General features: G+C 38.4%; 21 protein-coding genes and 1 other RNA gene. 17 read left to right on the top strand and 5 right to left on the bottom strand.

Annotated features, from left to right (window positions below):
• Window positions 1-27: 27 nt before the first annotated feature.
• Window positions 28-315, top strand: coding sequence for a DUF5960 family protein (locus tag AB3I00_RS08675; protein ID WP_002309371.1), 288 nt, complete (start codon window positions 28-30; stop codon window positions 313-315).
• Window positions 316-463: 148 nt separating this feature from the next.
• Window positions 464-907 carry a MarR family winged helix-turn-helix transcriptional regulator gene (locus AB3I00_RS08670; protein ID WP_002329162.1) on the top strand — a complete coding sequence of 148 codons (444 nt, stop codon included), beginning with the start codon at window positions 464-466 and terminating at the stop codon, window positions 905-907.
• Window positions 908-909: 2 nt separating this feature from the next.
• Here the strand turns inward: AB3I00_RS08670 and AB3I00_RS08665 are convergent, their stop codons facing one another.
• Window positions 910-2,097 (bottom strand): MFS transporter, encoded by a 1,188-nt coding sequence (locus AB3I00_RS08665; RefSeq protein ID WP_368025057.1) that lies wholly within the window; start codon window positions 2,095-2,097, stop codon window positions 910-912.
• 267 nt (window positions 2,098-2,364) lie between these two features.
• Between AB3I00_RS08665 and AB3I00_RS08660 the strand changes: the two genes are divergently transcribed.
• Both AB3I00_RS08660 and nth read left to right on the top strand, forming a co-directional pair.
• Window positions 2,365-3,063 (top strand): DnaD domain-containing protein, encoded by a 699-nt coding sequence (locus tag AB3I00_RS08660; protein ID WP_002339331.1) that lies wholly within the window; start codon window positions 2,365-2,367, stop codon window positions 3,061-3,063.
• A gap of 6 nt (window positions 3,064-3,069) precedes the next feature.
• Window positions 3,070-3,747: an endonuclease III gene (nth, locus tag AB3I00_RS08655; protein ID WP_368025056.1), complete on the top strand. Its 678-nt coding sequence runs from the start codon at window positions 3,070-3,072 to the stop codon at window positions 3,745-3,747.
• Window positions 3,748-3,763: 16 nt separating this feature from the next.
• Here the strand turns inward: nth and AB3I00_RS08650 are convergent, their stop codons facing one another.
• Entirely contained in the window at window positions 3,764-6,142 is a 2,379-nt protein-coding gene (locus AB3I00_RS08650) for a PBP1A family penicillin-binding protein (RefSeq protein WP_368025055.1), read from the bottom strand.
• Entirely contained in the window at window positions 6,132-6,779 is a 648-nt protein-coding gene (recU, locus tag AB3I00_RS08645) for a Holliday junction resolvase RecU (RefSeq protein ID WP_002309362.1), read from the bottom strand. The genes AB3I00_RS08650 and recU overlap by 11 nt, the downstream gene beginning before the upstream one ends.
• A 63-nt stretch (window positions 6,780-6,842) precedes the next feature.
• Here recU and AB3I00_RS08640 point away from each other — a divergent pair, with 63 nt between their 5' ends.
• The 11 genes from AB3I00_RS08640 (at window position 6,843) to AB3I00_RS08590 (ending at window position 19,351) form a co-directional block, all read left to right on the top strand.
• Entirely contained in the window at window positions 6,843-7,382 is a 540-nt protein-coding gene (locus tag AB3I00_RS08640) for a DUF1273 domain-containing protein (RefSeq protein WP_002315085.1), read from the top strand.
• Between the two features lie 89 nt (window positions 7,383-7,471).
• Entirely contained in the window at window positions 7,472-7,891 is a 420-nt protein-coding gene (gene gpsB, locus AB3I00_RS08635; protein ID WP_002295835.1) for a cell division regulator GpsB, read from the top strand.
• A gap of 21 nt (window positions 7,892-7,912) precedes the next feature.
• Window positions 7,913-8,280: RNase P RNA component class B (rnpB, locus tag AB3I00_RS08630), an RNA gene on the top strand.
• A gap of 157 nt (window positions 8,281-8,437) precedes the next feature.
• Window positions 8,438-9,604, top strand: a complete 1,167-nt coding sequence (locus AB3I00_RS08625; RefSeq protein WP_002372394.1) for a class I SAM-dependent RNA methyltransferase — start codon at window positions 8,438-8,440, stop codon at window positions 9,602-9,604.
• A 45-nt stretch (window positions 9,605-9,649) separates the two neighbouring features.
• Complete coding sequence (locus tag AB3I00_RS08620) at window positions 9,650-11,146, top strand: carboxypeptidase M32 (RefSeq protein ID WP_202764864.1); 1,497 nt, start codon at window positions 9,650-9,652, stop codon at window positions 11,144-11,146.
• Between the two features lie 80 nt (window positions 11,147-11,226).
• Window positions 11,227-11,910, top strand: a complete 684-nt coding sequence (locus AB3I00_RS08615) for an HD domain-containing protein (protein ID WP_024635165.1) — start codon at window positions 11,227-11,229, stop codon at window positions 11,908-11,910.
• A 496-nt stretch (window positions 11,911-12,406) separates the two neighbouring features.
• Complete coding sequence (locus AB3I00_RS08610) at window positions 12,407-13,597, top strand: glycine C-acetyltransferase (RefSeq protein WP_002315081.1); 1,191 nt, start codon at window positions 12,407-12,409, stop codon at window positions 13,595-13,597.
• Window positions 13,598-13,699: 102 nt separating this feature from the next.
• On the top strand, window positions 13,700-14,653 hold the full coding sequence (locus tag AB3I00_RS08605) for an L-threonine 3-dehydrogenase (RefSeq protein ID WP_368025054.1): 954 nt from the start codon (window positions 13,700-13,702) through the stop codon (window positions 14,651-14,653).
• Between the two features lie 63 nt (window positions 14,654-14,716).
• Window positions 14,717-16,066, top strand: a complete 1,350-nt coding sequence (locus AB3I00_RS08600) for an APC family permease (RefSeq protein WP_070769883.1) — start codon at window positions 14,717-14,719, stop codon at window positions 16,064-16,066.
• Window positions 16,067-16,154: 88 nt separating this feature from the next.
• Window positions 16,155-17,573, top strand: coding sequence for a dipeptidase PepV (gene pepV, locus AB3I00_RS08595; RefSeq protein ID WP_368025053.1), 1,419 nt, complete (start codon window positions 16,155-16,157; stop codon window positions 17,571-17,573).
• 236 nt (window positions 17,574-17,809) lie between these two features.
• Window positions 17,810-19,351 carry an AbgT family transporter gene (locus AB3I00_RS08590; protein ID WP_002309345.1) on the top strand — a complete coding sequence of 514 codons (1,542 nt, stop codon included), beginning with the start codon at window positions 17,810-17,812 and terminating at the stop codon, window positions 19,349-19,351.
• 39 nt (window positions 19,352-19,390) lie between these two features.
• Here AB3I00_RS08590 and AB3I00_RS08585 read toward each other — a convergent pair whose 3' ends face one another.
• Window positions 19,391-19,714, bottom strand: coding sequence for a hypothetical protein (locus AB3I00_RS08585; RefSeq protein WP_002315076.1), 324 nt, complete (start codon window positions 19,712-19,714; stop codon window positions 19,391-19,393).
• Window positions 19,715-19,842: 128 nt separating this feature from the next.
• Between AB3I00_RS08585 and AB3I00_RS08580 the strand changes: the two genes are divergently transcribed.
• Both AB3I00_RS08580 and AB3I00_RS08575 read left to right on the top strand, forming a co-directional pair.
• Window positions 19,843-21,006: an RDD family protein gene (locus AB3I00_RS08580; protein WP_002329179.1), complete on the top strand. Its 1,164-nt coding sequence runs from the start codon at window positions 19,843-19,845 to the stop codon at window positions 21,004-21,006.
• 69 nt (window positions 21,007-21,075) lie between these two features.
• Window positions 21,076-22,425 (top strand): DEAD/DEAH box helicase, encoded by a 1,350-nt coding sequence (locus AB3I00_RS08575; RefSeq protein WP_002315074.1) that lies wholly within the window; start codon window positions 21,076-21,078, stop codon window positions 22,423-22,425.
• 44 nt (window positions 22,426-22,469) lie between these two features.
• Here AB3I00_RS08575 and AB3I00_RS08570 read toward each other — a convergent pair whose 3' ends face one another.
• Window positions 22,470-22,901, bottom strand: a complete 432-nt coding sequence (locus tag AB3I00_RS08570) for a GNAT family N-acetyltransferase (RefSeq protein ID WP_104867037.1) — start codon at window positions 22,899-22,901, stop codon at window positions 22,470-22,472.
• Window positions 22,902-23,096: the final 195 nt, after the last annotated feature.

The raw sequence follows: 23,096 nt of genomic DNA, 5'->3' as shown, positions 1-23,096 counted from the left end.
AACTTGAAAAGAAAGGTGAGAAAGAAGATGAATAAAGAATATTTTGTCCAACAAGATGCATTTTTAGAAGATTATAAAAATGTTGCGAAAGAGTCGACGATCAATATAGATGAGTTGGCGGAGCAAGTGCTCTCTCAATTGAATGAAACACAAGAGGAATATTATACGATGCCAGCAGAAGATGCGAAAGATAATGCTTCTCATCGTTTTCCTTTCAGTCGGCGCATCTACTCAGATGAAAATGACGGCACATTGAATACGGAGTACACATATGAAGGACAGCCGTATGAACTAGAAACAGAAGATGATGTTTAAACACCGTTTATTCGGAAAAAAGGGTTATGACATTTTTGTCAAACCCCTTTTTTCTTGATTTCATTCTCTTTTTTACTACAAAATCCTTTTAACTTTGTTGTTTAGGAAACAAAAAAATAATATAATGAAAGAAAAAGAAGGTGTAGAAATGGATAAAAGACAGCTGCTAATAGAAGAATATCTGGATTTAGCTAATGAGATTATTCATCGTAATAAACCAGAAATGGAAAAAGAATTTGCAGGATTTACGCTAAATGAACTAGAAGTGATTGAACATATCGGGAAAATCCCTGATCCTAACGTGACAAAATTAGCGAATGCTAGTTATATGACTAGAGGAGCCATCAGTAAGTTAACAAAAAAGCTGATAGCCAGAGGGATCATAAACACTTATCAAAGCGAAGAGAATAAAAAAGAAATCTATTTTCAATTGACGCCAATCGGACAAAAAATAAGGAATAGACACGAGCAGCTCCATCAAAAATGGGTCCAGCGAGATGCTGCTGTATTTGAAAATATGTCAAAAGAAGAATTTGACACAGTATTTCGTTTTATCGGTCGATACAGAGAATTTATACGAAGTAGCAAATGAAACTAATGTTTTATATTGTAATAATAATAGGCAAAAATCATAAGCAAAAACCCGAATATCGTCGGAAGAAATGGTGCTACGGGATAAAGCTGTCCTGCGATTAGCGGGCCGATGACGCGCGATAGAGATTGTATGCTTTGGGTACCGCCCATTACAAGACCTTGCTGGTTTTCTGAGACAGAATTGGATAGTTGGCCATTGAATACAGGAGTAAAAATAGAATCGCCAAAACCATAACAGATAATCCCAAATAAAAACAAAATCGGCAGTAGAAGAATTCCAGATAATGTGATGAATAAATAGGCGAGGATTTCACTGTACATTCCTATTCTTGTGATCTGCTGTTCTGAAATTTTTTTGAGCAATCGAGGCATAATGAACAATTGCGAGACAATATCCAAGATTCCAATCAAAGAGAAGCTTAAACCAACCAGCCCCGCTCTCCACTGAAAGGTGTCAATCGAAAATTGAGAAAAGATAGATTGAAGAGAGCCAGCTGCTAACCAAACAGCAAAACCGGCTGTCAATAAAGGAATAACGGATGAAATCTTGAATAATTGTTTTAATTGGTGAAAAGGTCTTACATGGGAAAAACTTAAATCTACTGAACGTTTTTTTATTGGAAGGCTTTCTTGCATAAATGTGTAGCCATAAACGGCATTTAAGAAAGTAAAGAGTGCTCCCATAAATATAGGAACAGAATTCCCCAATTCAGCTAATAGACCACCTATAATAGGACCAAGCGTTGTTCCTATACCGACTAAAGCACCCATCCATCCAAAAACTTTGGTTCTTTCATTAGGTTCCGTGATGTCGGCAAAGTAAGCGTATAAGGTGGAGATTTCTCCTGCTGTCAATCCTTCAATGATACGACCAAGGAACAACATCCATATCGAATTTCCTAAACCAAAAATCAAATATCCAATACTTGATCCTAATAAACTGATAATAAGGATCGGACGACGCCCAAAATGATCACTTAAGCTACCGAGAATGGGGGCAGATAAGAAGGCAGCTAGAGCATAAACAGACATGAGCAAAGTGATATAGAAAGCTTGCTGATGTGCGGAGTGGGAATAAGGCAGCGCTAAAAAAGGAAGTACAGGACTGACGATAGTAAATCCTAATCCAGTGAATAAGACAGAAATATATCCAAAAACTTTAGAATGTTTATTTGTGAAACTGAACATTTAAAAAACTCCTTTATGAAATAATGTTAACTTGGAAACAAAAATAGTGTATAGTGATTTTGTTTCCTTGTCAACATTATAAGGAATAGCAAAATCTACTTAATTTATTTATTCCGAAAAGTGAAGATGCGCATCAAAAACATAAACAAACAAAAATCAAGTAGACGACACTATAAATCTGACCGATCAGTGAAGCAATAGAAAAGAAACCTGTTCTTGCTTCCCATGTTTTTTTTACGTATACTGTGATTGAGCGGAGGAGAAATCATGTTGAATTTAGAAAATTACTTAAGCGCTGGACAAACAGTCATATCTAATCTTTTACTTAAAAATTATCATAGGATCGGTCTGCAATCTGAAGAATTTTTATTTGTTCTACAGTTGCACATGGCACAGCTTGAAGGAGATACTTTCCCTGATTTGCAGATGATTGCTATGGATATGGGAATCAAACAAGATCAGATTTTTCAAATACTGGATCGTCTCGTAACAAATGGATTTATCAAGATAGAAACGACGATTGTCAATGGTAAAAAAGCAGATCGATATAATCTTTACCCTATTTATGATCAATTAGGTGAGTATTTAAAAACACAAGAAAAAAAATACGAAGAAAAAACACAAGAAAAAGAAATCCAGTCAGTGTATCAATTATTTGAACAAGAATTTGGACGCCCGCTTTCTTCGATCGAGTTCCAGCGGATCGGACAATGGCTAGAAGAAGACCATTATCAGCCGGAAATTTTGAAGCTAGCACTGCGGGAAGCCGTATTGAATCAGGCTTATAGTTTTAATTACGTTGACCGCATTTTGCTATCGTGGGAAAGAAAAAATCTACGTACAAAACAGCAAGTAGAAGAAGACCAAAAACGAAGGAAACAGCAACTTCTTCAAAGAGAAGTAGAGCAGCCGACTCAACAAGAAGAATTGCCAAAAGTTTCGCTGAAAAATTGGTTGGAGGAGTAGCAGGATATGTTAAGCAAACAAAAGACAATGGAAGCTCTAGAAACGATGTATGAAATGTTCCCAGAAGCACACGGAGAACTGAAACACAATAATCCATTTGAGTTATTGATTGCAGTGATCTTAAGTGCCCAAGCGACAGATGTATCAGTAAATAAAGCAACGCCAGATTTGTTTGCCTCCTTCCCAACACCTGATGCATTAGCAGATGCTTCAATCGATGAAATCATCCTCAAAATAAAAACGATTGGTTTGTATCGTAACAAAGCAAAAAATATCAAAGTGTGTGCACAGCAGCTGATTGAACGTTTCGACGGACAAGTACCAACGACAAGAGAAGAATTGATGTCTCTTCCTGGCGTGGGCAGAAAAACGGCAAATGTCGTATTAGGAGATGCATTCGGGATACCAGCAATCGCAGTAGATACCCATGTTGAGCGTGTTTCAAAACGACTGAGGATCTGCAAACTAGATGCCTCGGTCATGGAAGTAGAAGAAACACTGATGCGGAAAGTGCCACAAGAATTATGGGTAAAGACACATCATACACTGATTTTTTTCGGTAGATATCATTGTACAGCAAGAAATCCTAAGTGTGAGGTGTGTCCTTTGCTATCAATATGTCAAGATGGGAAAAATCGGATGCGCCTAAAAGAAAAGACGCTAAAAAAGAAACCACGCCTGTAGACGTGGTTTCTTTTTTCTATCTGTTTCCAGAAGCTGAGGTGCTACTGGATGGTGTATGGTCATTTGCAGCATCCGCTTCGCTAGTTGCTGGTTCACTGGAAGAAGCAGGAGGAGCAGATGAAGACGGCGTCGAGCTTTCTTCAGATGAAGAAGAAGAAACCGTCGTTGATGACGCTGGCTCACTTGTCTCTGCTGTCGTGCTTTCTGTTGAGGACTCAGCGGTTGATTCACTTTGACTAGTAGAGCTAGTTTGAGTCGTCGTCTCTGTTGTTGAACTTCCAGGAGTCTGGACATAGCTGGAAGAAGGAATAGTTGTTGATGGCGCAACTGTATTTGATCTCACTGTATATTGATCCTTATAGTACAGTTCACCGCCCACACGAATCAAGCCACTTGGCATCTCCCAGTCTGTATTTGTCACGTTAGCTGAAACATACTGCATAAGCTCGCGATAAACATCAGAGGCCACGTGTGACGATTCTGAAGTGACAGGTGTCATTTTATTGTTGTAACCTGTCCACACGGAAATCGAATAATTGGGTGTATAGCCCGCAAATAGGATATCTGGATATACACCAGAAGAAATACCAAGTTTCGCATACTCGTCATCTGTATAATTTGATGTTCCGGTCTTACCGGCTTGATATAACCCAGCGATTTGCGCATTCGTACCAGTACCTTCAGTGATTGTATCTTTTAAAATGTCTGTGATCATATAAGCTGTTTCTGGAGACATGGCTGTTTTTCCATCAGGTTCATAAGTTTCTTCTGTACCGTCTTGGAAGACGATTTTATTAACATATTGAGGTTTGTAATAGGTTCCTCCATTGGCGAAAGCCGCATAGGCTGCTGCCATTTTTAAGGAAGAAGCTCCGTATTTTGTCCCATCTTGTTCTTCCGTATTACTAGAGATCGCATTCGATTGATGGATCGTACTGTATTCGATCCCAAGATTTTTTAAGAAAGAAGCCACTTTATCTGAACCGACTTCATTGAATAATTTGACTGCTGGAACATTACGGGATAAGTAAAGTGCTTGGCGTAAAGTAATGGTGCCCATATATTGATTATCCCAGTTTCCTACAGGAGTAGAAGTGCCTTCATAGTTATACGGTGCGTCAGTGATAGTTTTTCCAGTAGAATATTTCAAATATTCAAAAGCTGGTCCGTAATCTGTGACAGGTTTCATCGTAGAACCAAAATCACGGGAAGTATTCACTGCTAAGTTGTTGCCTAAAGTCACGTCTTCTGCGATGTGACGCCCGCCAATCTGGGCTTTGACTTTCCCGGTATTTGTGTCGATAAGCGTGGAGGCAACTTGCATCTCGTCGTCTGGATAAGAGACATACTGATCCGTATTGACGATATCATATAGTTTCTTTTGAGCATCCAGATCCAAATTCGTATAGATCTCTAAACCGTCTGTGTAGACATTCTTATCTGTTTTTTCTTGTACTTCATTGATGACTTCTTTGACATAATTATCGACGATCTTAGTGTTGTCATCAGATTGAGTCAGCTCTTGCAAACCATCCGTTACCGGTACATTGACAGCTTGATCATATTCTGTTTGAGAGATTTTTTCGTTTTGAAGCATCGTATACAAAACAGTATCTCGTCTTTTCTTCGCCTGATCGGGATAAACATAAGGATCATAGGCAGAAGGGGCTTGAGGCATTCCAGCAAGCAATGCTGTTTGTGGTAAAGAAAGTTCTGATAGTTTCTTACCAAAGTACATCTCAGAAGCTGTCTCCATCCCGTACAAACCATTTGACATGTACACTTTATTTACGTAGTAGGTCAAAATTTCTTGTTTCGATTTTTTCTGTTCCAATCTTACAGCCATCCACGCTTCTTGAGCCTTCCGTTTCAGAGTCTGATCCTCGGCGCTGGTAGAGAAGAAGGACAGTTTGATCAATTGTTGTGTCAAAGTACTTCCGCCTTGTAGACCGCCAGAGGTGAAATTAGAAAGGGCAGAACCGATGATCCGAATAGGGTCAACCCCGATATGTTTATAAAAACGCCGATCCTCTACTGACACGATCGCATCTTCCAATGTTTTCGGTAATTCATTTGCAGAAATCTTTTCTCGCTTTTCCGCACCTAGATCTTCGAATAATTCGCCATCTTGTGTATATAATTTGGAAGATACGGTAGCGTCCAATTTTTTATCTGTCAATTCGGGCGCATCTTTTGCGTAATACCAGAACAGTCCTACACCTGCTAAAAAGAGGATACAGAAAAACGAGAGGATGCCTAAAAGGATTTTGATAAACAATCCTTTTTTATGTGGTCCAGAAGTCTTCCCAGAACCTTTGCCCGAATTCTTCTTCACACTCTTTTTAGGAGTAGGCTGTTTCTGTCGTCTAGAGCTTCTAGTTTGTTCATTTGCCATTCTTGCTTTCTCCTTCAATAGATAATGTTGATAAATAGAAATCAACCGCGTCCAAATAAGGAATCCGCGGAGAAATACCAGTTTTGATCTCTATTCCTAGTTCTTCGATCAATGATAAAGGCAGTGATTTGCGTCCTTTTTCCTTTTGGGCATCCCAGTAAGCAATCAAATGAACACTATTCAAATAAAAACAGCGTTTCAATGTCGAAAACCATAATAAGACAAAGCAGACTCCTTTTTGTTCGAGGCATGCTTTCATGTGTTCGATTTGATGGGCATGGAAGTTTTTAAAGGGAAACGATGTTTTGTTCTTGGTTTCTTTTGCTTCAAAGTCCAAGTAAAAGCCTCGATAGACGCCATTATAGTCTGTGGTTGAGGCTTGGGTAAAGTAGGCTTCTTTGATTACAGCAGCGCTTCTCTTAGGATAGTCTACTTTCACGATTTGGATAGGGGTAGGCTTTTTATGGATAACTGCCAACCCGCGGGAAAGATAATACTCATTACTTTCATTGATTGCTTCTTCAAAGCGCATCCCCCGATTGCCGAATTCGGTGATTTGTTTTCTTTTTTCTTGAATTTTTTCGACGGGAGAGGCATTCTTATAATAAGGTTGGCCGTTTGGATAGCGCAATACCATCTTTAATCACACTCCTAGGCCACATTATAGCAAAAAAGCAGATAGAAAGAAAAGGAATCTGAGATGGATAAGTCAAAAGTAATCTATGTGTCTGGGTATCGAAGTTTCGAACTCGGTGTTTTTAAAGAAAATGACCCTAAAATACAAGTTGTTAAAAATGTTTTAAAAAGGGAACTCCGTCAATTAGCAGAAGAAGGGGTGGAATGGATACTTGTCAGTGGGAATTTGGGCGTTGAACTATGGACCGTGCAAACAGTAGCGGAATTGAAAGAAGAATATCCGGAACTTTCCCTTGGTATTTTGTATCCTTTTGCTGATTTTGGTAATAACTGGAATGAAGGGAACCAAGAGAAGAAACAATTAGCAGAACAATTAGCAGATTATGTCGAAGCTGTTAGCCATCAACCCTACCAATCACCTAGTCAGCTAAAGAATCATACTCGTTTTATACTTGAACATACAGTAGGCTGTCTGCTGATCTATGATGAAGAATTCCCTGGGAAAACGAAGTATTTTTTTGAAGATGCACAGAATTACCAAGCAGATCATCCCTACGAAATTCGGCTGATCAGTATGGACGATCTTCAAAATTTTAGTGAATAATCGATATTGTGTTTGATTTATCAACTTTTTTCCTATACAATGAAAAAGGTAGAAATGTTATTACGTAAATGAAAACTAGAGGTGTAAATATGGCGAATTTGGTTTATAGTCCTAAAGACATTTTACAACAAGAATTCAAAACAAAAATGCGCGGCTATGATCCCGTTGAAGTTGATGAATTCTTAGACAATATCATCAAAGATTATGAAACTTACAGCAAAGAACTCCTTGCTTTACAAGAAGAAAACGATCGATTGAGTGCAAAAGTAGCTCAATTATCTAAAACTCAAGGAGCAGCTCAAACACGTGTGCAGCAAACAGAAGCACCGAAGAGCGCAGCAGTAACCAATTTCGATATCTTAAAACGCTTGTCAAACCTTGAACGTGAAGTATTCGGTAAAAAGCTTGATCAACAAGCAAGTGCAGTCAAACCAGCACAACCTAATCCAAATAACTACACAAATGCAGATACAAGCTTAGATGATAATGAAAAAACACGTCAATTTTAATTTTTGACTAATGAATTTGCGGTTTTCGGGTAATCGCGGTCTGACTTGATCAGGCTGAGGAAAGTCCATGCTCGCACAGGCTGTGATGCCTGTAGTGTTCGTGCTTAGCGAAACCATAAGCTAAGGTACTCTTTGGAGTAACGGCAGGAAAACAAGCTAAGGCTTCGGCTATGCTTAAGTATCCTTGAAAGTGCCACAGTGACGAAGCGGCTGGGGAAACCCATCCGGTGGAACGCGGTAAACCCCTCGAGCGAGCAACCCAAACAATGGTAGGGGCGCTTTTTGTCTGGAAGAAGAACAAGACAAAAAGGCAGTACAACTGCAGATAGATGGTTACCGCTTTGCTTTTTCTCCCTGGAAAAGCAAAGTACAGAACATGGCTTATAGAAAACCGCAAACATCAGGGAATAAGGTCGTGACAAAAGTATGTTGTTCTTATTGCAAAACAGGCTTTTGTGTCACCGGTTATTCGGAGTTTGAGTAAAAGCGTGGGGTAGGACTGACTGATGTCCCACCCCCCTTTTTTTATAAATAAGGAGATTATGTATGGAAAAAAACAGGAAGTTCAACCTCGTCGCAACTGCGGCAAGCGGTCTCGAAGCGCTGGTTGGTAAAGAATTAAGAGATCTTGGAATCGAATGCCAAGTTGAGAACGGACGTGCACGATTTGAAGGAACAATGGAAACAATCGCTACAGCTAATTTATGGTTACGTACAGCAGATCGAGTAAAAATCGTGGTTGGGGAATTCGATGCGTATACGTTTGATGAATTGTTTGAAAACGTAAAAGCATTGCCTTGGGAAGATTTTCTTCCACTAGATGCAGCTTTCCCTGTAGCTGGAAAATCGATCAAGTCGAAACTATATAGTACACCTGATTGCCAGGCGATCACAAAAAAAGCAATCGTTGAACGTCTTCGTACGTATTATCATCGTCCAGCTTCTGTTCCGCTGACGGAAACAGGCGCACATTTCCAATTGGAAGTAGCTTTGCTGAAAGACCATGTGATGGTAACTTTGGATACGACAGGACCAAGTTTATTCAAACGTGGTTATCGCTTAGAAAAAGGCGGTGCACCATTGAAAGAAAACATGGCAGCAGCACTTGTGATGCTGACAAATTGGCGGAAAGATCGTCCATTTTATGATCCTGTATGTGGTTCAGGTACGCTTTGTATTGAAGCAGCCTTAATAGGCCATAATATCGCACCAGGATTCAATCGCGAGTTTGCTTGCGAATCTTGGGACTGGTTCAGTCAGGAAATCATGGAAAATGTTCGATCAGCTGCAGAAGAAAAAGCAGATTATGATATTGAATTAGATATTACTGGTTCAGATATCAATGGACGGATGATTGAAATTGCCAAAGCCAATGCAGAAGAAATCGGACTAGGCTCTTCGATTGTCTTTAAACAACAAGCAGTGAAAGACTTCAAGACAGATAAAGAATATGGGGTCATCGTTGCTAATCCGCCGTACGGAGAACGACTAGGAGAAGAAGAAACCGTTCGAAAATTATATAAAGAAATGGGCGATGTATTCCGTCCATTAAAAACATGGAGTAAATATATCTTGACTAGCGACTTAGCGTTTGAGGAATTTTACGGACAAAAAGCAACCAAAAAAAGAAAATTGTATAATGGTGCTTTGCGTACGGATCTGTTCCAGTATTGGGGAACTCGTCCGCCTAGAAAAAAAGAGAAAGACGAATAATCTGACTAATTGATTCATTTAATTGGATGTTTGGAGGAATAGGGAATGAAAGAAAAAGAGTTTTTACAAGAAGTAAAAGAAATCAATCTTCTACAACAAGCTTTAGGAATCCTCGATTGGGATACACAAACAGGTATGCCAGAAAAAGCTAGTGCATACCGGAGTGAAGTAGATAGCTATCTTTACAGTATTTATTTTTCAAAAAAGATCGGTCCAAAAATTAAAGAAGCCATTCGCTATTTTTCTGAACATCCGGAAGAATTATCGGAAGTCGGAACGTCCGTTTTTGACAAAGTAAAAGAAGAGTATGATTTAGAACATCGCGTACCGGAAGATCTCATGAGAAAATATACAGCTGCTGTTTCTTCCGCTCATGGTCAATGGCAAAAAGCTAGAGAAACACAACAGTTTTCTGATTTTCAAGAAGCATTGAACCAAAATATCGAATTGACAAAACAATTGATACCTTATTGGAAAAAAGAAGAAAAGACAGATTATGATGTTTTGCTGAACCAATATGAACCTGGGATGACTGTTGAAATCCTCGATAAGGTATTTGATCAACTCAAAGAAGGAATTCTTACGATCCGCCGTACGCTCCAAGAAAAAGGGACGGAACCTGAAACAGACTTCTTAAATCGGAGAATGACAAAGGAACAACAGAAGAGATTTGTAGTAAAAGTGATCGAACAACTTGGTTATGATTTTAGTCGTGGTCGTCTAGATGATACTGTCCACCCATTTATGACTGGAATCAATCCAAATGATGCACGGATCACGACACGCTGGAACGAAACAGATTTCAAAATGGCTGTTTTTGGAGTGATCCACGAGGCTGGTCATGGAATGTATGAACAAGACATCGATGATAAATATGCTTATACACCAATTTATCAAGGTACATCAATGGGTATTCATGAATCACAATCGTTGTTTAATGAGATCATTGTGGGAAGTAGTCGCAGCTTCTGGAAAAAGCAATATCCTTTCTTCCAGGAATGTGCAGAAGGAACATTCGATGATATTCCTTTTGACAAGTTTTATCGTTCATTGAAACATACACAATCAAGTTTGGTTCGTATCGAGGCAGACAGTTTGACTTACCCTCTCCATATCATCATTCGTTATGAAATCGAAAAAATGATTTTCAATGAAGGGGTAGATGTTGCTGAATTACCTGAGATATGGAATCAAAAATATGAAGAGTATCTGGGAATACGACCAACAAATGATGTGGAAGGGATCTTACAAGACGTTCATTGGTCAGGTGCAAGCTTTGGTTATTTTCCATCTTATGCATTAGGGTACATGTATGCGGCACAATTACTTCATTCTTTGCAGCAAGAAATAGATGTGGAAAATGTTTTAGCGTCAGATGATTACTCTCCAATCAAAAATTGGATGTCAGAGCATATCCATCAATATGGTGCATCTAGAAAGCCAAATCAATTGATTATGGATGCAACGCATGAACCACTTAATCCACAATATCTGATCGATTACATGAGAGAGCTATATTTCAATGTATATCAGGTAAAATAAAACCTATTTATAAAGATAGCTGGAATTCATCTAATTGATTAGATGTTTTCAGCTATTTACTTAAGAAAGAAGTGGACTGGATGGATAAATTACAAGTAATCGCTGATTATAGCATAGAACAATTAGCACATGATCAAACGGGACATGGAAGCGACCATACCAAAAGAGTCGTCAAGCTAGCAGAAAGAATTTTGGATACGGAACCGCAGGCAGACCGTTTTGTGACGCTTGCAGCAGCTTACCTACATGATACGATTGATGATAAAGTCGTTAAAGATGAGAACGAAGCAAAGCAACAGCTTCGTGTATTTCTTCGCTCTTTGCCAATCACAGAGGAACAGATTTCAATGATTTTTGCCATTATCGAAAATATGTCCTTTTCTAAAAATCTCTCTGAAGCAGTCGAACTATCTTTGGAAGGGAAGATCGTTCAAGATGCTGATCGTATCGAAGCGTTAGGAGCAATCGGCATTTTGCGAACTGCTTATTTCGGTGGAGGACATGGACACCCGATTTTTGATTCTGAACTGTATCCACAAACATTCAAGGACAAAAAAAATTACCGAAAAGGCACGACAGTGATCAATCATTTTTATGAAAAACTGTTCTTGTTGCCTGATAAAATGAACACTGATTACGGATACAAAGAAGCCAAACGTAGAGAAGGCTTTATGCGTGAATTTTTAGAAGAATTTTTTCTAGAGTGGTCTATTGACGATCCATCTTTCACACCAGATAATTGGATCAAAAATAACAAAAAATGATGGAGATTGTGTCCGAGGAGTTGGCAGGAGAACACCGTTTATTCGGAAGAAGGGATTGTGATAAGACATTTATCACAGTCTTTTTTTCAAATTCAATATAAATATTTTGTGAAAAAATGATCAGATAATAAGATTAAAAATTGCTGATAAATAAAGATGAAAGCTTTTTGCTTATTTTTTTATTTTTTATTGGTCTATGCGAGAAATAGTTTGAAAATTCAGAATATACTAGACTTTATCTAGCTAGCTTCTATCAATGGTTTTGTTGTGTTTTCTTTCTAGGTAAATCAAAATACCACTATTATATAAAAGTTAACTTTTCATACTATACAAGTTCTTGGAAAGTAAAAAGATGCAGTAAATAAAAAATATGGTTAAATAACTCTCATAATTAATGTAAGCGTTACCAATCGTGTGGCATACTTGCTTCGTAGATGAATGACACGATATATGTTTGGTATGTTCTGCAAGACAGATGAATATGGAGGTGGAGGCCATGTCTTCCAAAGAGTTAACGATGTATTTGGAGAAAGAATTGGAGCAACTGAAAGAAAAGGGATTGTACAACACGATCGATATACTAGAAAGCGAAAATGGTGCTTGTATCATCGTAGACGGAAAAAAGATGATCAATCTGGCATCCAACAATTACCTCGGGTTTGCCAATCGCAAAGAATTGAAAAAAGCATGTATTGAAGCAACTGAAACTTATGGCGTAGGAGCAGGTGCAGTCCGAACAATCAATGGCTCGCTGAAGATCCATCAACAATTAGAAGAAAAAATCGCAGAATTTAAAGGGACAGAAGCTGCAATCGCCTTTCAATCTGGATTCAACTGTAATATGGGCGCTATCTCTGCAGTAATGACAAAAGAAGATGCTATCTTATCGGATGAATTAAACCATGCATCTATCATTGATGGCTGCCGTTTATCCGGAGCAACAATCATCCGAGTCAAACATCAAGATATGGAAGACCTTGAGAATAAAGCGAAGGAAGCCGTAGAAAGTAAGAAATATAAAAAAATCATGTATATCACAGATGGGGTTTTCTCCATGGATGGAGACATTGCGCGATTGCCGGAAATCATCCCGATCGCCGAAAAATATGGACTCATCACCTATGTAGATGATGCGCACGGCTCAGGTGTAACTGGAAAAGGTGCAGGAACCGTCAAACATTTTGGATTAAGCGACAAAATTGATATGCAAATGGGTACGTTATCGAAAGCTGTAGGTGTTGTTGGGGGTTATGTAGCTGGTTCAAAAACACTGATTGACTGGTTGAAAGCCAGAAGCCGGCCATTTCTATTTTCTACCTCGCTAACTCCTGGAGCAGCTGCATCTGCGTTGGCTTCGATCTCTTTGATGCAAGAACATCCGGAACTTGTCGAAAAAGTTTGGGAAAATGCTAATTATTTTAAAGAAGAATTGAAAAAAGTCGGCTATAACATCGGTGTGTCTGAAACACCTATCACTCCAGTTATTTTAGGAGATGAAAAAGTGACTCAGACTTTCTCTAAGAAACTGATCGAACATGGGATTTATGCTAAACCAATCGTTTATCCAACTGTTCCTCTGGGGACAGGCAGAATCAGAAATATGCCGACTGCGGAACATACAAAGGAAATGCTTGATGAAGCAGTAGCGGTTTATCAAAAAATAGGAAAAGAAATGGAAATTATTTAACTAAATTTAGTTTTTTCGCATATTTAAAATTAGAGAACATGTTCACGCATATATTGTTAATCATCTGAAGATAGTAGTAAAAAAAGATCAGGGAGGATCATCATGAAAAAAGTATTGGTGACAGGATGTTTAGGACAAATTGGTTCAGAGTTGATCACACGGCTACGTCAAGAACTAGGCAGTGAAAATGTCATTGCGACAGATATACGCATGCCTGAAGTCATTGGGAAGAACGATATCTTTGAGATCCTAGATGTAATGGATTACGAAAAAATGCGCAGCATAGCAGAACAATATCAAGTGGACACATTGATCCATTTGGCTGCTCTTTTGTCAGCTGTTGCGGAAGCAAAACCACAGTTAGCATGGGATTTGAACATGACTGGGCTGGTCAATGCATTGGAAGTCGCTAGAGAATTCCAGCTGAAATTTTTTACGCCAAGTTCAATCGGCGCGTTTGGTCCAAATACTCCAAAAGATCATACCCCACAAGATACTCTTCAGCGCCCTACAACCATGTATGGGGTAACGAAGGTAGCTGGAGAACTACTATGTGATTATTATTATGTGAAATATGGCGTAGATACTCGTGGTGTCCGTTTCCCTGGATTGATTTCTTATGCGACCTTGCCAGGAGGCGGTACGACAGACTACGCAGTCGATATTTATTATTCAGCAATCAAAGAAGGAAAGTACACTAGTTTCATTGATCAAGGTACATCAATGGATATGATGTATATGCCAGATGCGATCGATGCCATTATAAAGCTCATGAACGCAGACCCTATTCGACTAGTTCATCGAAATGCCTTTAATATATCGGCAATGTCTTTTGAGCCTGAAGAAATCAAAGCATCTATTCAAAAAATCATACCAGATTTTGAAATGGATTACGATGTGGATCCTGTGCGTCAATCGATAGCAGAATCTTGGCCAAACTCACTAGATGTTTCTTGTGCGCAAGAGGAATGGGACTTTTTACCAAAATACGATTTAGATGCAATGACAAAGGATATGTTGGAAAAACTGAGAGAAAAATTAGCAGAGACGGTATAAAACAAGAACTATAGCCAAAAAGGTTTCTATACTTTTTGGCTATGGTATGGAAGGAGGTAAGTAATGGAAGAATATCAAGCCACGCCAATAAAGGAAGTAAAAACGGAAAATGAATTGAAGCGTACGATGGGTTTTTTCACTGCTTTATCGACTGTTATGGGCACAGTGATCGGTGCAGGGGTGTTTTTCAAAGCCGCGAGCGTAGCAGAAGTAACAGGTACCGTCAGTTTGCATATGTTTTCCTGGTTTCTAGGTGGTGTGATTTCTGTTTGTGCAGGACTGACAGGAGCTGAATTGGCAGCGGCTATTCCTGAAACAGGCGGGATGATCAAATATATCGAACGGATTTATGGAAATACAGCAGCATTTTTACTTGGCTGGGCTCAAGTCGTGATTTATTTTCCAGCAAATGTAGCAGCCTTGTCGATCATTTTCGGTACACAGTTCGTCAATTTATTTGATCTTTCCCAGTCGATGATTGTTCCTGTAGCTGTTACAGCTGCTGTATCGATCATGCTGATCAATTTTTTAGGTTCTAAAGCTGGAGGAGCTTTTCAGTCGATTACGCTTGTCTGCAAACTCATTCCTTTGTTTGTGATCGTTATTTTCGGTTTATTCCGACAAGAAGGAGTAGACTTCCAACTGTTTCCGATCCAAGCAGGAGAAAACCTTTCATTTTTCTCTGCTTTGGGAGCTGGCTTACTAGCAACGATGTTCGCATACGACGGTTGGATACACGTAGGAAATATTTCGGGAGAATTGAAAAAGCCGGCGAAAGATTTGCCAAAAGCCATTTCTTTAGGAATCATCGGAATCATGATCGTTTATTTATTAGTAAATGCGGTGTTCTTAAGAACCGCATCTATCGACGGAGTCGTAGGAAACAGCAATGCGGCAAGTGATGTTGCAAAAATGATTTTTGGCGGCTTTGGTGGAAGACTGGTCACAGTTGGTATCTTGATTTCTGTTTATGGAACTATCAATGGCTATACCCTTACTGGAATGCGTCTTCCTTATGTTATGGCAAAAGAAAACAACCTGCCTTTTAGCAAGCTTTTTGCTAAACTTCATGATAAAACTAAAGTTCCTGTAGCCGCAGGTATCTTAGAGCTAGTCATCGCTATTGGCATGATGATGGTCGGTGGTTTTGATACACTAACGGATATGCTGATCTTTGTCATTTGGATTTTTTATACGATGGTCTTTGTTGGTGTCATTCTTCTTCGTAAAAAAGAACCTGATCTGATTCGACCATATAAAGTTCCGATGTATCCGTTTATCCCATTAGTAGCAATCATTGGAGGAACCTTTATTGTATCAAGCACACTTATCACTCAAACTTTTTTAGCTTCGATGGGGATTGCATTGACACTTGCTGGTATCCCGTTTTACCTTTATTTGAAACGTAGATAGCAAAAAATGATTTGAAATTCATTGGAAACAAACTTTTGACCATAAATACCCGTTAAGAAATTAAGTCATTTCTACCAAGGAGGATCTTATGGAAATAAACTGGTTGCAAGAAGCACAAAAGAGAAAAGAGATGTTGCTAGAGGATTTAAGTGAATTGCTACGCATCAATAGTGTAAGGGATATCGAACATCAGACAGATGAATATCCACTAGGCGCTGGTCCTGCTTTAGCATTGAAAAAAGTACTGTCATTTGGGGAAAGAGATGGCTTCAGAGTTAAAAACATTGATAATCTAGCCGGACATATAGAATATGGGGAAGAAACAGCAGAAGCACTTGGTATCTTAGGACATGTAGATGTCGTACCGCCAGGAGAAGGGTGGGCAACTGATCCGTTCGAACCAATCGTCAAAGAAGGGAAATTGTTCGCAAGAGGTTCAAGTGATGACAAAGGTCCTTGTATTGCTGCCTATTATGGGATGAAAATTATCAAAGAACTGCAATTATCAACATCGAAAAAAATTCGATTCATTTTCGGAACAGATGAAGAGAGTGAGTGGATAGGTATCCATCGTTATATGGAAAAAGAAGAAATGCCAGCATTTGGATTTTCGCCAGATGCCAATTTCCCAATCATTAATGGTGAAAAAGGGATCTTATCTTTCGAGTTGAGTTTTACTTTGAAGGAAGAAAAGGCAGACAAAATGCAACTGAAAAGATTCTCTTCTGGTTTGCGTGCAAATATGGTACCAAGCGAGGCAATAGCCGTCTTGGAAATTCCTGATTTGGAAAAGTTATCTTCTTTAGAAGCTGGATATACAAAATATCTAGATGACAAAAAATTGAAAGGGACTTTTGAATATAAGGAAGGAGAAGCATCCTTCGTTCTGTATGGAAAAGCTGCACATGCCCAAGAACCAAAATTTGGTATCAATGCGGGAACTTATCTCGCCGACTTTTTGCATCAATATCCATTAGACAGCTCAGGATCTGCTTATCTTTCTGTCATTGCCAATTATCTGCATGAAGACTTTAATGGGCATCGGTTAATGGTCGATTATGAAGATGACGTGATGGGAAAAGTGACTTCAAGTGCTAATGTATTCATTTATCAGCAAGAAGGAGAGAAAAAGATCATTCTTAATATTCGTCATCCAAAAGGGATCACAAAAGAAAAAATTCAAGAATCCTTGCTGACTGTCCTTCAAAATGAATCAGTATCAATTTTGATAGTTGGAGACATCAAGACTCCGCATTATGTTTCAGGAGATGATCCATTCATCCAAACATTATTGTCTGTTTACGAAAAACATACTGGGGAAAAAGGTTACGAACAAACAATTGGTGGAGGTACGTATGGACGAATCTTGGAAAAAGGATGTGCGTACGGTAGTTTATTTCCTGGTAGAGAAAATGTAATGCATCAGCCAAATGAATATATGTACGTAGAAGATATTTTGAAAGCAACAGCTATTTACGCTGAAGCAATCTATCGTTTGGTTAAATAAACGTATTCATAGAAAAAACGTTCCCAATCAGTCGTAACTATTTTCACACTCGTAACGCTTGTATCCTTCAGTAAAAAAGAATATTCATGAAAGTTTGAAAGATTGCAGAGAATAAGACGGCAATTTCCTTGAAGTAAAGAAGCTTCTAAAAATAAAAATGAACCAGATGAATTAAAAAAGATTCCATAGAAAAAGCTTGTTTTTCTTTCATCTGGTTTGAAAAAGGAGGAGAATAGATGCCAAAAGAAAAACATTCTAGATTAGATAAAGTGTTAGATACAGTAGAAAAACTAGGGAACAAGGTGCCCCATCCAGCTATTATATTCTTAATTTTGATCGTTATTGTAGGAGTACTGTCTCATATTTTTTATCTAATGGGTCAACACGTTACGTTTGATGCTATTAATGCTGAAACAGGAGCACTAGAGCTTACTACTACACATGTAAAAAGTTTGTTGAGTGGTGAAGGGATCCGTTTTATGTTGACTTCGATCGTCTCAAATCTGATGAGCTTTCAGGCTCTTGGAGTCACTTTAGTGGCGATGGCAGGCGTAGGATTTGCAGAAGAGGTTGGCTTAATCGGTGCGATGATTCGAAAGCTGGTAAAGGTAGTACCAAAATCTAGTCTGACAGCGGTACTAGTACTTCTTGGCGTAATGTCGAGTATTGCCTCTGATGCTGGGTATCTAGTATTGATTCCATTAGGTGCAGCAGTATTTTATAAAGTCGGGCGACATCCTTTAGCAGGTTTATCTGCTGCCTTTGCAGGTGTTTCAGGAGGATTTGGAGTCAACTTAGTTATTACGCCAGTGGATGGTATGCTTACCGAAATATTAAATGATGCAGTACATATCATTAATCCATCCTATTCTGTTGATTTAATGGCAAATTTTTATTTTTCGATTGCATCAACCATCTTAGTAGTGATTGTTTCCACTATCATTAACGAAAAACTCATTGAACCTCGCTTAGGAACATTCCAAGAAAAAGGAATGATTGCTAACGATGAGATTACCGATGAATCGAAAGGCTTACATTGGGCTTTTTGGGGATTTACAGTGGTACTGGCATTTATCCTGTTGATTACGATACCAAGTGGTGCCCCACTTCGCCATCCTGAAACTGATGAATTGATTGGTTCTACACCTTTTATGGATAGTTTAATCGCTTTGATCTTGATTTCATTTTTGATTCCAGGGATATGTTTTGGAAAGGCAGTTGGAAAAGTCAAATCGAGTTTGGATGTAGTAAATCCGATTATTAAAGTATTCAGCAACTTAGGTGGGATGATTTTCTTATTGTTAATCATTAGCCAATTCATTTCATATTTCAATTTTACTAATTTAGGTACTGTTTGGGCAGTCAATTCAGCCACGATTATTGAAGATATGAATTTGAGCAGCTTAGCCTTGTTACTTAGTTTCTTAGCACTAGCACTTATTCTTGATTTTATTTTAGTGGGAGCGATACCAAAATTTGCTATTTTAACCCCAATATTTGTTCCATTACTCTATCAGTTGGGAGTAGCTCCAGAAGCTGTTTTGGCTGCTTATCGAGTAGCTGATTCTCCTGTCAATATTATTACGCCACTGATGCCGTATTTTGCTTTGATCGTCACATTTGCCACGAAATATCAAAAGAAAACCGGTGTCGGAACGATTATTTCCATAATGCTGCCACATGCTGTAAGTCTAACTATCACATGGATCATTTTATTTATTCTCTATTATGTATTCCAACTACCGTTAGGACCAGGGATCGGTATGCATTTGAATTGAGAAAACAGGCAGAAATCGGGTTCAACCGATTTCTGCCTGTTATTTTGTTTTGCGTAAGAGAAATATTCGGCGTACACCGCGATAAATATTTAATAAAACTAAGCAACCAGAAATGAAAATGGGAAGCCAAATCAGATAGACAGGGTAGCCAATCATTTTAGACAAAGCATGTGGAGTCATTTTATCCATTTCAAAAAGCGCTTGCTGCCAAGTCTGAAGGTTGAAGACAAGCATGAAACCTGAAATAATCAGGAGAATAAATCCTAAATAATGAATCGTAGTTCTTTTTCTTACATAAGCAATTGTTGCATAAAGGAACAGTAAAAAAATAGGTACGCCAAAAACAAAGTACATATTCAGCATCTCGACACCCCCTTTGAGTTTATCTTACTTTACTTTGAAAGAAATGAGAAATAATAGCCTCGTTACTTGCTTGAAACAGCAAAGGACTGCTAAGATAAGGGAGATACAAAGAATCAAGGAGGAGTCACATGGCAAGTTATATCGAACCGATTCGTTTTGCGCTGATTGTTTTTCCATTTTTAGCCTTAGCGATTTCATCTGTTTTTTTTATTTATGAATATCGAAAGTATGGAACATTTCTAGTAACAAGGGCAGTTATTTTGTATTCCTTTGTTTTCTATTTATTGTGTGCATACTTTCTGGTGATCTTACCACTTCCGGCAAAGGAGACGGTTGCCCAAATGACAGGGCCAAAGATGGAGCTGCATTTATTTGCTTCATGGCAACATTTCAGAGACAACACGGTATTGGTATTATCTGAACCTAGTACCTATCTGCCGGCGATGAAGCAGAGTGTGTTTTTGGAACCAGCTTTTAATGTTTTATTACTCATACCATTTGGCATTTATTTAAGATATTATTTCCGGCTTTCTTTTATGAAAACGATGATTGCTAGTTTCTGTCTATCACTATTTTTTGAGCTGACGCAGCTAAGTGGCCTTTATTTTATCTACCCAAGACCATACCGCTTATTTGATGTGAATGATTTAGTGACAAATACATTGGGTGGAATCATTGGTTTTGTCGTTACGCCGTTATTTACATTTATGCTTCCTACGAGAAGACGGATGGATGAACTTTCTTATGAAAAAGGAAAAACTGTCTCGTTGACACGACGTTTGGTCGCTTATTTGATCGACTGGACATTTTTATCTATTGTCAATTTTATCGCAGCGATTTTCTTTAAACTTGCGTTCGATTCAGGGACAGTTACTTCTCATATCTGGTGGCTTTTATTGGAAGTAGGGCTATACTTTATGATTGTACCGTTTATAACCAATGGATGGACACTTGGGAAAAAAATTGTACGCATCCGCTTGGTGGAGCAAGACCGCGAGCGAATTTCTTTGAAAGCATTGATTATCCGCTACGGGTATCTATATTTTCTTTTTTATGGTTTAAGCTGGTTGGGACAGTTGCTTCAGCAAATCATGAATTCGACAACGAATACGGTGTTGCAGATGAGTGCAGTATTCATTTCTCTCGGTGTCTTGTTACTGCAAGGTATTTTTATTTTAAATATCTTGCTATCATTTTTGAGAAAAAAACGGATTCTGTTTTATGAAAAAGCTAGTCACACATATACCGTTAGCACGATTGCTCAAACAAAGGATGATGATTCTCGAAATTAGCTGAGCAAAAATACTTTGTCTATGTTATAATGCCAAAGTCGTGATAATTTAAAGAGAAGAGGTGCACGAATGAATAATTTTGATATATTCCGCTTCAAGCCATTTATCAATGAAGCGTTAGCCGCAAAGGGCTTCAAACAGCCCACAGAGGTCCAGGAACGTTTGATTCCTTTAATTGCAAAAGGAAAAAATATCATTGGGCAATCTCAAACTGGTACAGGAAAAACACATACGTTTTTGTTGCCGTTGTTTGAAAAAATCAATGCAGATAAAGAGGAAGTACAAGTTGTTATTACAGCTCCAAGTAGAGAACTGGCTGCACAAATTTATGAAGCAGCTACACAAATCGCTAAATTTTCTACACCGGAGATCCGTGTTTCGAATTTTGTCGGGGGGACAGACAAACAGCGTCAGTTAAACCGTCTGCACCATCAGCAGCCACAGGTCGTAGTAGGCACGCCAGGTAGAATATTAGACATGATGAATGAACAAGCGTTGAAGATTCACACAGCATTTGCATTTGTTGTTGATGAAGCGGATATGACATTGGATATGGGCTTTTTAAATGAAGTAGACCAAATTGCAAGTCGGTTACCAGAAAAATTGCAGTTCTTAGTCTTTTCTGCCACTATTCCAGAAAAACTGCGTCCATTCTTGCGAAAATATATGGAGAATCCAATCATTGAAGAAATCAAGCCGAAAGCAGTTATTTCTGAAGATATCGAAAATTGGCTGATTTCAACAAAAGGTAAAGATGAGAATCAAATGATTTATCAACTGCTGACGATTGGTCATCCTTATTTAGCAATCGTATTTGCCAATACAAAACAGCATGTGGATGAAATTGCTGATTATTTGAAAAACCAAGGATTGAAAGTAGCAAAGATTCACGGGGACATCACACCAAGAGAGAGAAAACGAGTGATGCGACAAGTACAGAATCTGGAGTATCAATATGTTGTAGCGACTGATTTAGCTGCTAGAGGAATCGATATAGAAGGCGTTTCTCATGTTATCAATGCAGAAATCCCGGAAGATCTGGACTTCTTTATCCATCGTGTCGGACGTACTGGACGTAATGGATTAAAAGGAACGGCCATTACGTTGTATTCACCAAACGATGAACAAGCCATTGATGCAATCGAGAAATTAGGCGTCTCATTTGAACCGAAAGAAATCAAAAATGGTGAAATCGTTAAAACATATGATCGTAATAGACGTACCAAACGAGAAAAATCAAAGGATGTATTAGACCCAACACTGATTGGACTTGTGAAGAAGAAAAAGAAAAAGATCAAGCCTGGTTATAAGAAAAAAATCGATTGGGCAATTGCAGAAAAAAATAAAAAAGCACGTAAAATCGAACGCAGACAGCAAAGTCGTACTGCTCGTAAAAATAAGAAAAATTCGCATAAATAAAAAACAAGAGGTTGTGACAAAAGGCGTGTCACAATCTCTTGTTTTTAAGCTAGACTTTTTTCCATTCCGATACAAAGTACTTCATCTTCAATAAAAGGTTCTGTGCAAGTATGATACCCTTGTTTTTCATAAAAGTCTACAGCCGTCATTTCAGCTACTACATAACTAATCTGACAACCTTCTGACATTGCCTGTTTTTCTGCAGCTTCAAGCAACTGACCGCCTAACCCTTTTCCTCGGTATTCTTTTGCTACGCAAAAGCGTTCTGGCTTGAAGCAAGTAGGTGTTTTCTTTTCATAACGCAATGTGGCTACTGGTCTTTTTTGATCAAGAAATAGATAATAGTTTTGTTGCGGGATATCTTTTCCGTCGAATTCTAGTTCTGCAGGAATCCCTTGTTCTAATACAAAAACTTGATATCTCAAAAAGCAGCTAGCTGCGCGGATCCATTCATCTGCGCCAACTATTTTTTTCATTATATTCCTCCTCATCATGAATAACTGAGATGTATTGATTTCTTTATCCTTATCGTACCAAAAAATATGGAATATGACCAAAAGGAAATAAAAATAGGCAATTGAGATATTGACAGTGATTGACAGAATGCGTATACTTATTAAAGTACGAAAAGGACATGATTTGTTTTTTTAAGACTCACAGAAAATTCTTTC

The organism is Enterococcus sp. C76, assembly GCF_040886985.1.
In the GTDB taxonomy this organism is placed as follows: Bacteria; Bacillota; Bacilli; order Lactobacillales; family Enterococcaceae; genus Enterococcus_B; species Enterococcus_B lactis.
Note: the sequence above shows the minus strand (reverse complement) of the source record. Positions and strands in the feature narration are given on the sequence as shown.

Coding starts and splice junctions, on each gene's coding strand:
- AB3I00_RS08660 (WP_002339331.1), top strand. CDS start 2,365: ATGTTGAATTTAGAAAATTACTTAAGCGCTGGACAAACAGTCATATCT.
- pepV (WP_368025053.1), top strand. CDS start 16,155: ATGGAAATAAACTGGTTGCAAGAAGCACAAAAGAGAAAAGAGATGTTG.
- AB3I00_RS08585 (WP_002315076.1), bottom strand. CDS start 19,714: ATGCTGAATATGTACTTTGTTTTTGGCGTACCTATTTTTTTACTGTTC.
- AB3I00_RS08620 (WP_202764864.1), top strand. CDS start 9,650: ATGAAAGAAAAAGAGTTTTTACAAGAAGTAAAAGAAATCAATCTTCTA.
- AB3I00_RS08600 (WP_070769883.1), top strand. CDS start 14,717: ATGGAAGAATATCAAGCCACGCCAATAAAGGAAGTAAAAACGGAAAAT.
- AB3I00_RS08615 (WP_024635165.1), top strand. CDS start 11,227: ATGGATAAATTACAAGTAATCGCTGATTATAGCATAGAACAATTAGCA.
- recU (WP_002309362.1), bottom strand. CDS start 6,779: ATGGTATTGCGCTATCCAAACGGCCAACCTTATTATAAGAATGCCTCT.
- AB3I00_RS08670 (WP_002329162.1), top strand. CDS start 464: ATGGATAAAAGACAGCTGCTAATAGAAGAATATCTGGATTTAGCTAAT.
- AB3I00_RS08625 (WP_002372394.1), top strand. CDS start 8,438: ATGGAAAAAAACAGGAAGTTCAACCTCGTCGCAACTGCGGCAAGCGGT.
- AB3I00_RS08610 (WP_002315081.1), top strand. CDS start 12,407: ATGTCTTCCAAAGAGTTAACGATGTATTTGGAGAAAGAATTGGAGCAA.
- AB3I00_RS08605 (WP_368025054.1), top strand. CDS start 13,700: ATGAAAAAAGTATTGGTGACAGGATGTTTAGGACAAATTGGTTCAGAG.
- AB3I00_RS08675 (WP_002309371.1), top strand. CDS start 28: ATGAATAAAGAATATTTTGTCCAACAAGATGCATTTTTAGAAGATTAT.
- AB3I00_RS08590 (WP_002309345.1), top strand. CDS start 17,810: ATGCCAAAAGAAAAACATTCTAGATTAGATAAAGTGTTAGATACAGTA.
- AB3I00_RS08570 (WP_104867037.1), bottom strand. CDS start 22,901: ATGAAAAAAATAGTTGGCGCAGATGAATGGATCCGCGCAGCTAGCTGC.
- nth (WP_368025056.1), top strand. CDS start 3,070: ATGTTAAGCAAACAAAAGACAATGGAAGCTCTAGAAACGATGTATGAA.
- AB3I00_RS08665 (WP_368025057.1), bottom strand. CDS start 2,097: ATGTTCAGTTTCACAAATAAACATTCTAAAGTTTTTGGATATATTTCT.
- AB3I00_RS08650 (WP_368025055.1), bottom strand. CDS start 6,142: ATGGCAAATGAACAAACTAGAAGCTCTAGACGACAGAAACAGCCTACT.
- AB3I00_RS08580 (WP_002329179.1), top strand. CDS start 19,843: ATGGCAAGTTATATCGAACCGATTCGTTTTGCGCTGATTGTTTTTCCA.
- gpsB (WP_002295835.1), top strand. CDS start 7,472: ATGGCGAATTTGGTTTATAGTCCTAAAGACATTTTACAACAAGAATTC.
- AB3I00_RS08575 (WP_002315074.1), top strand. CDS start 21,076: ATGAATAATTTTGATATATTCCGCTTCAAGCCATTTATCAATGAAGCG.
- AB3I00_RS08640 (WP_002315085.1), top strand. CDS start 6,843: ATGGATAAGTCAAAAGTAATCTATGTGTCTGGGTATCGAAGTTTCGAA.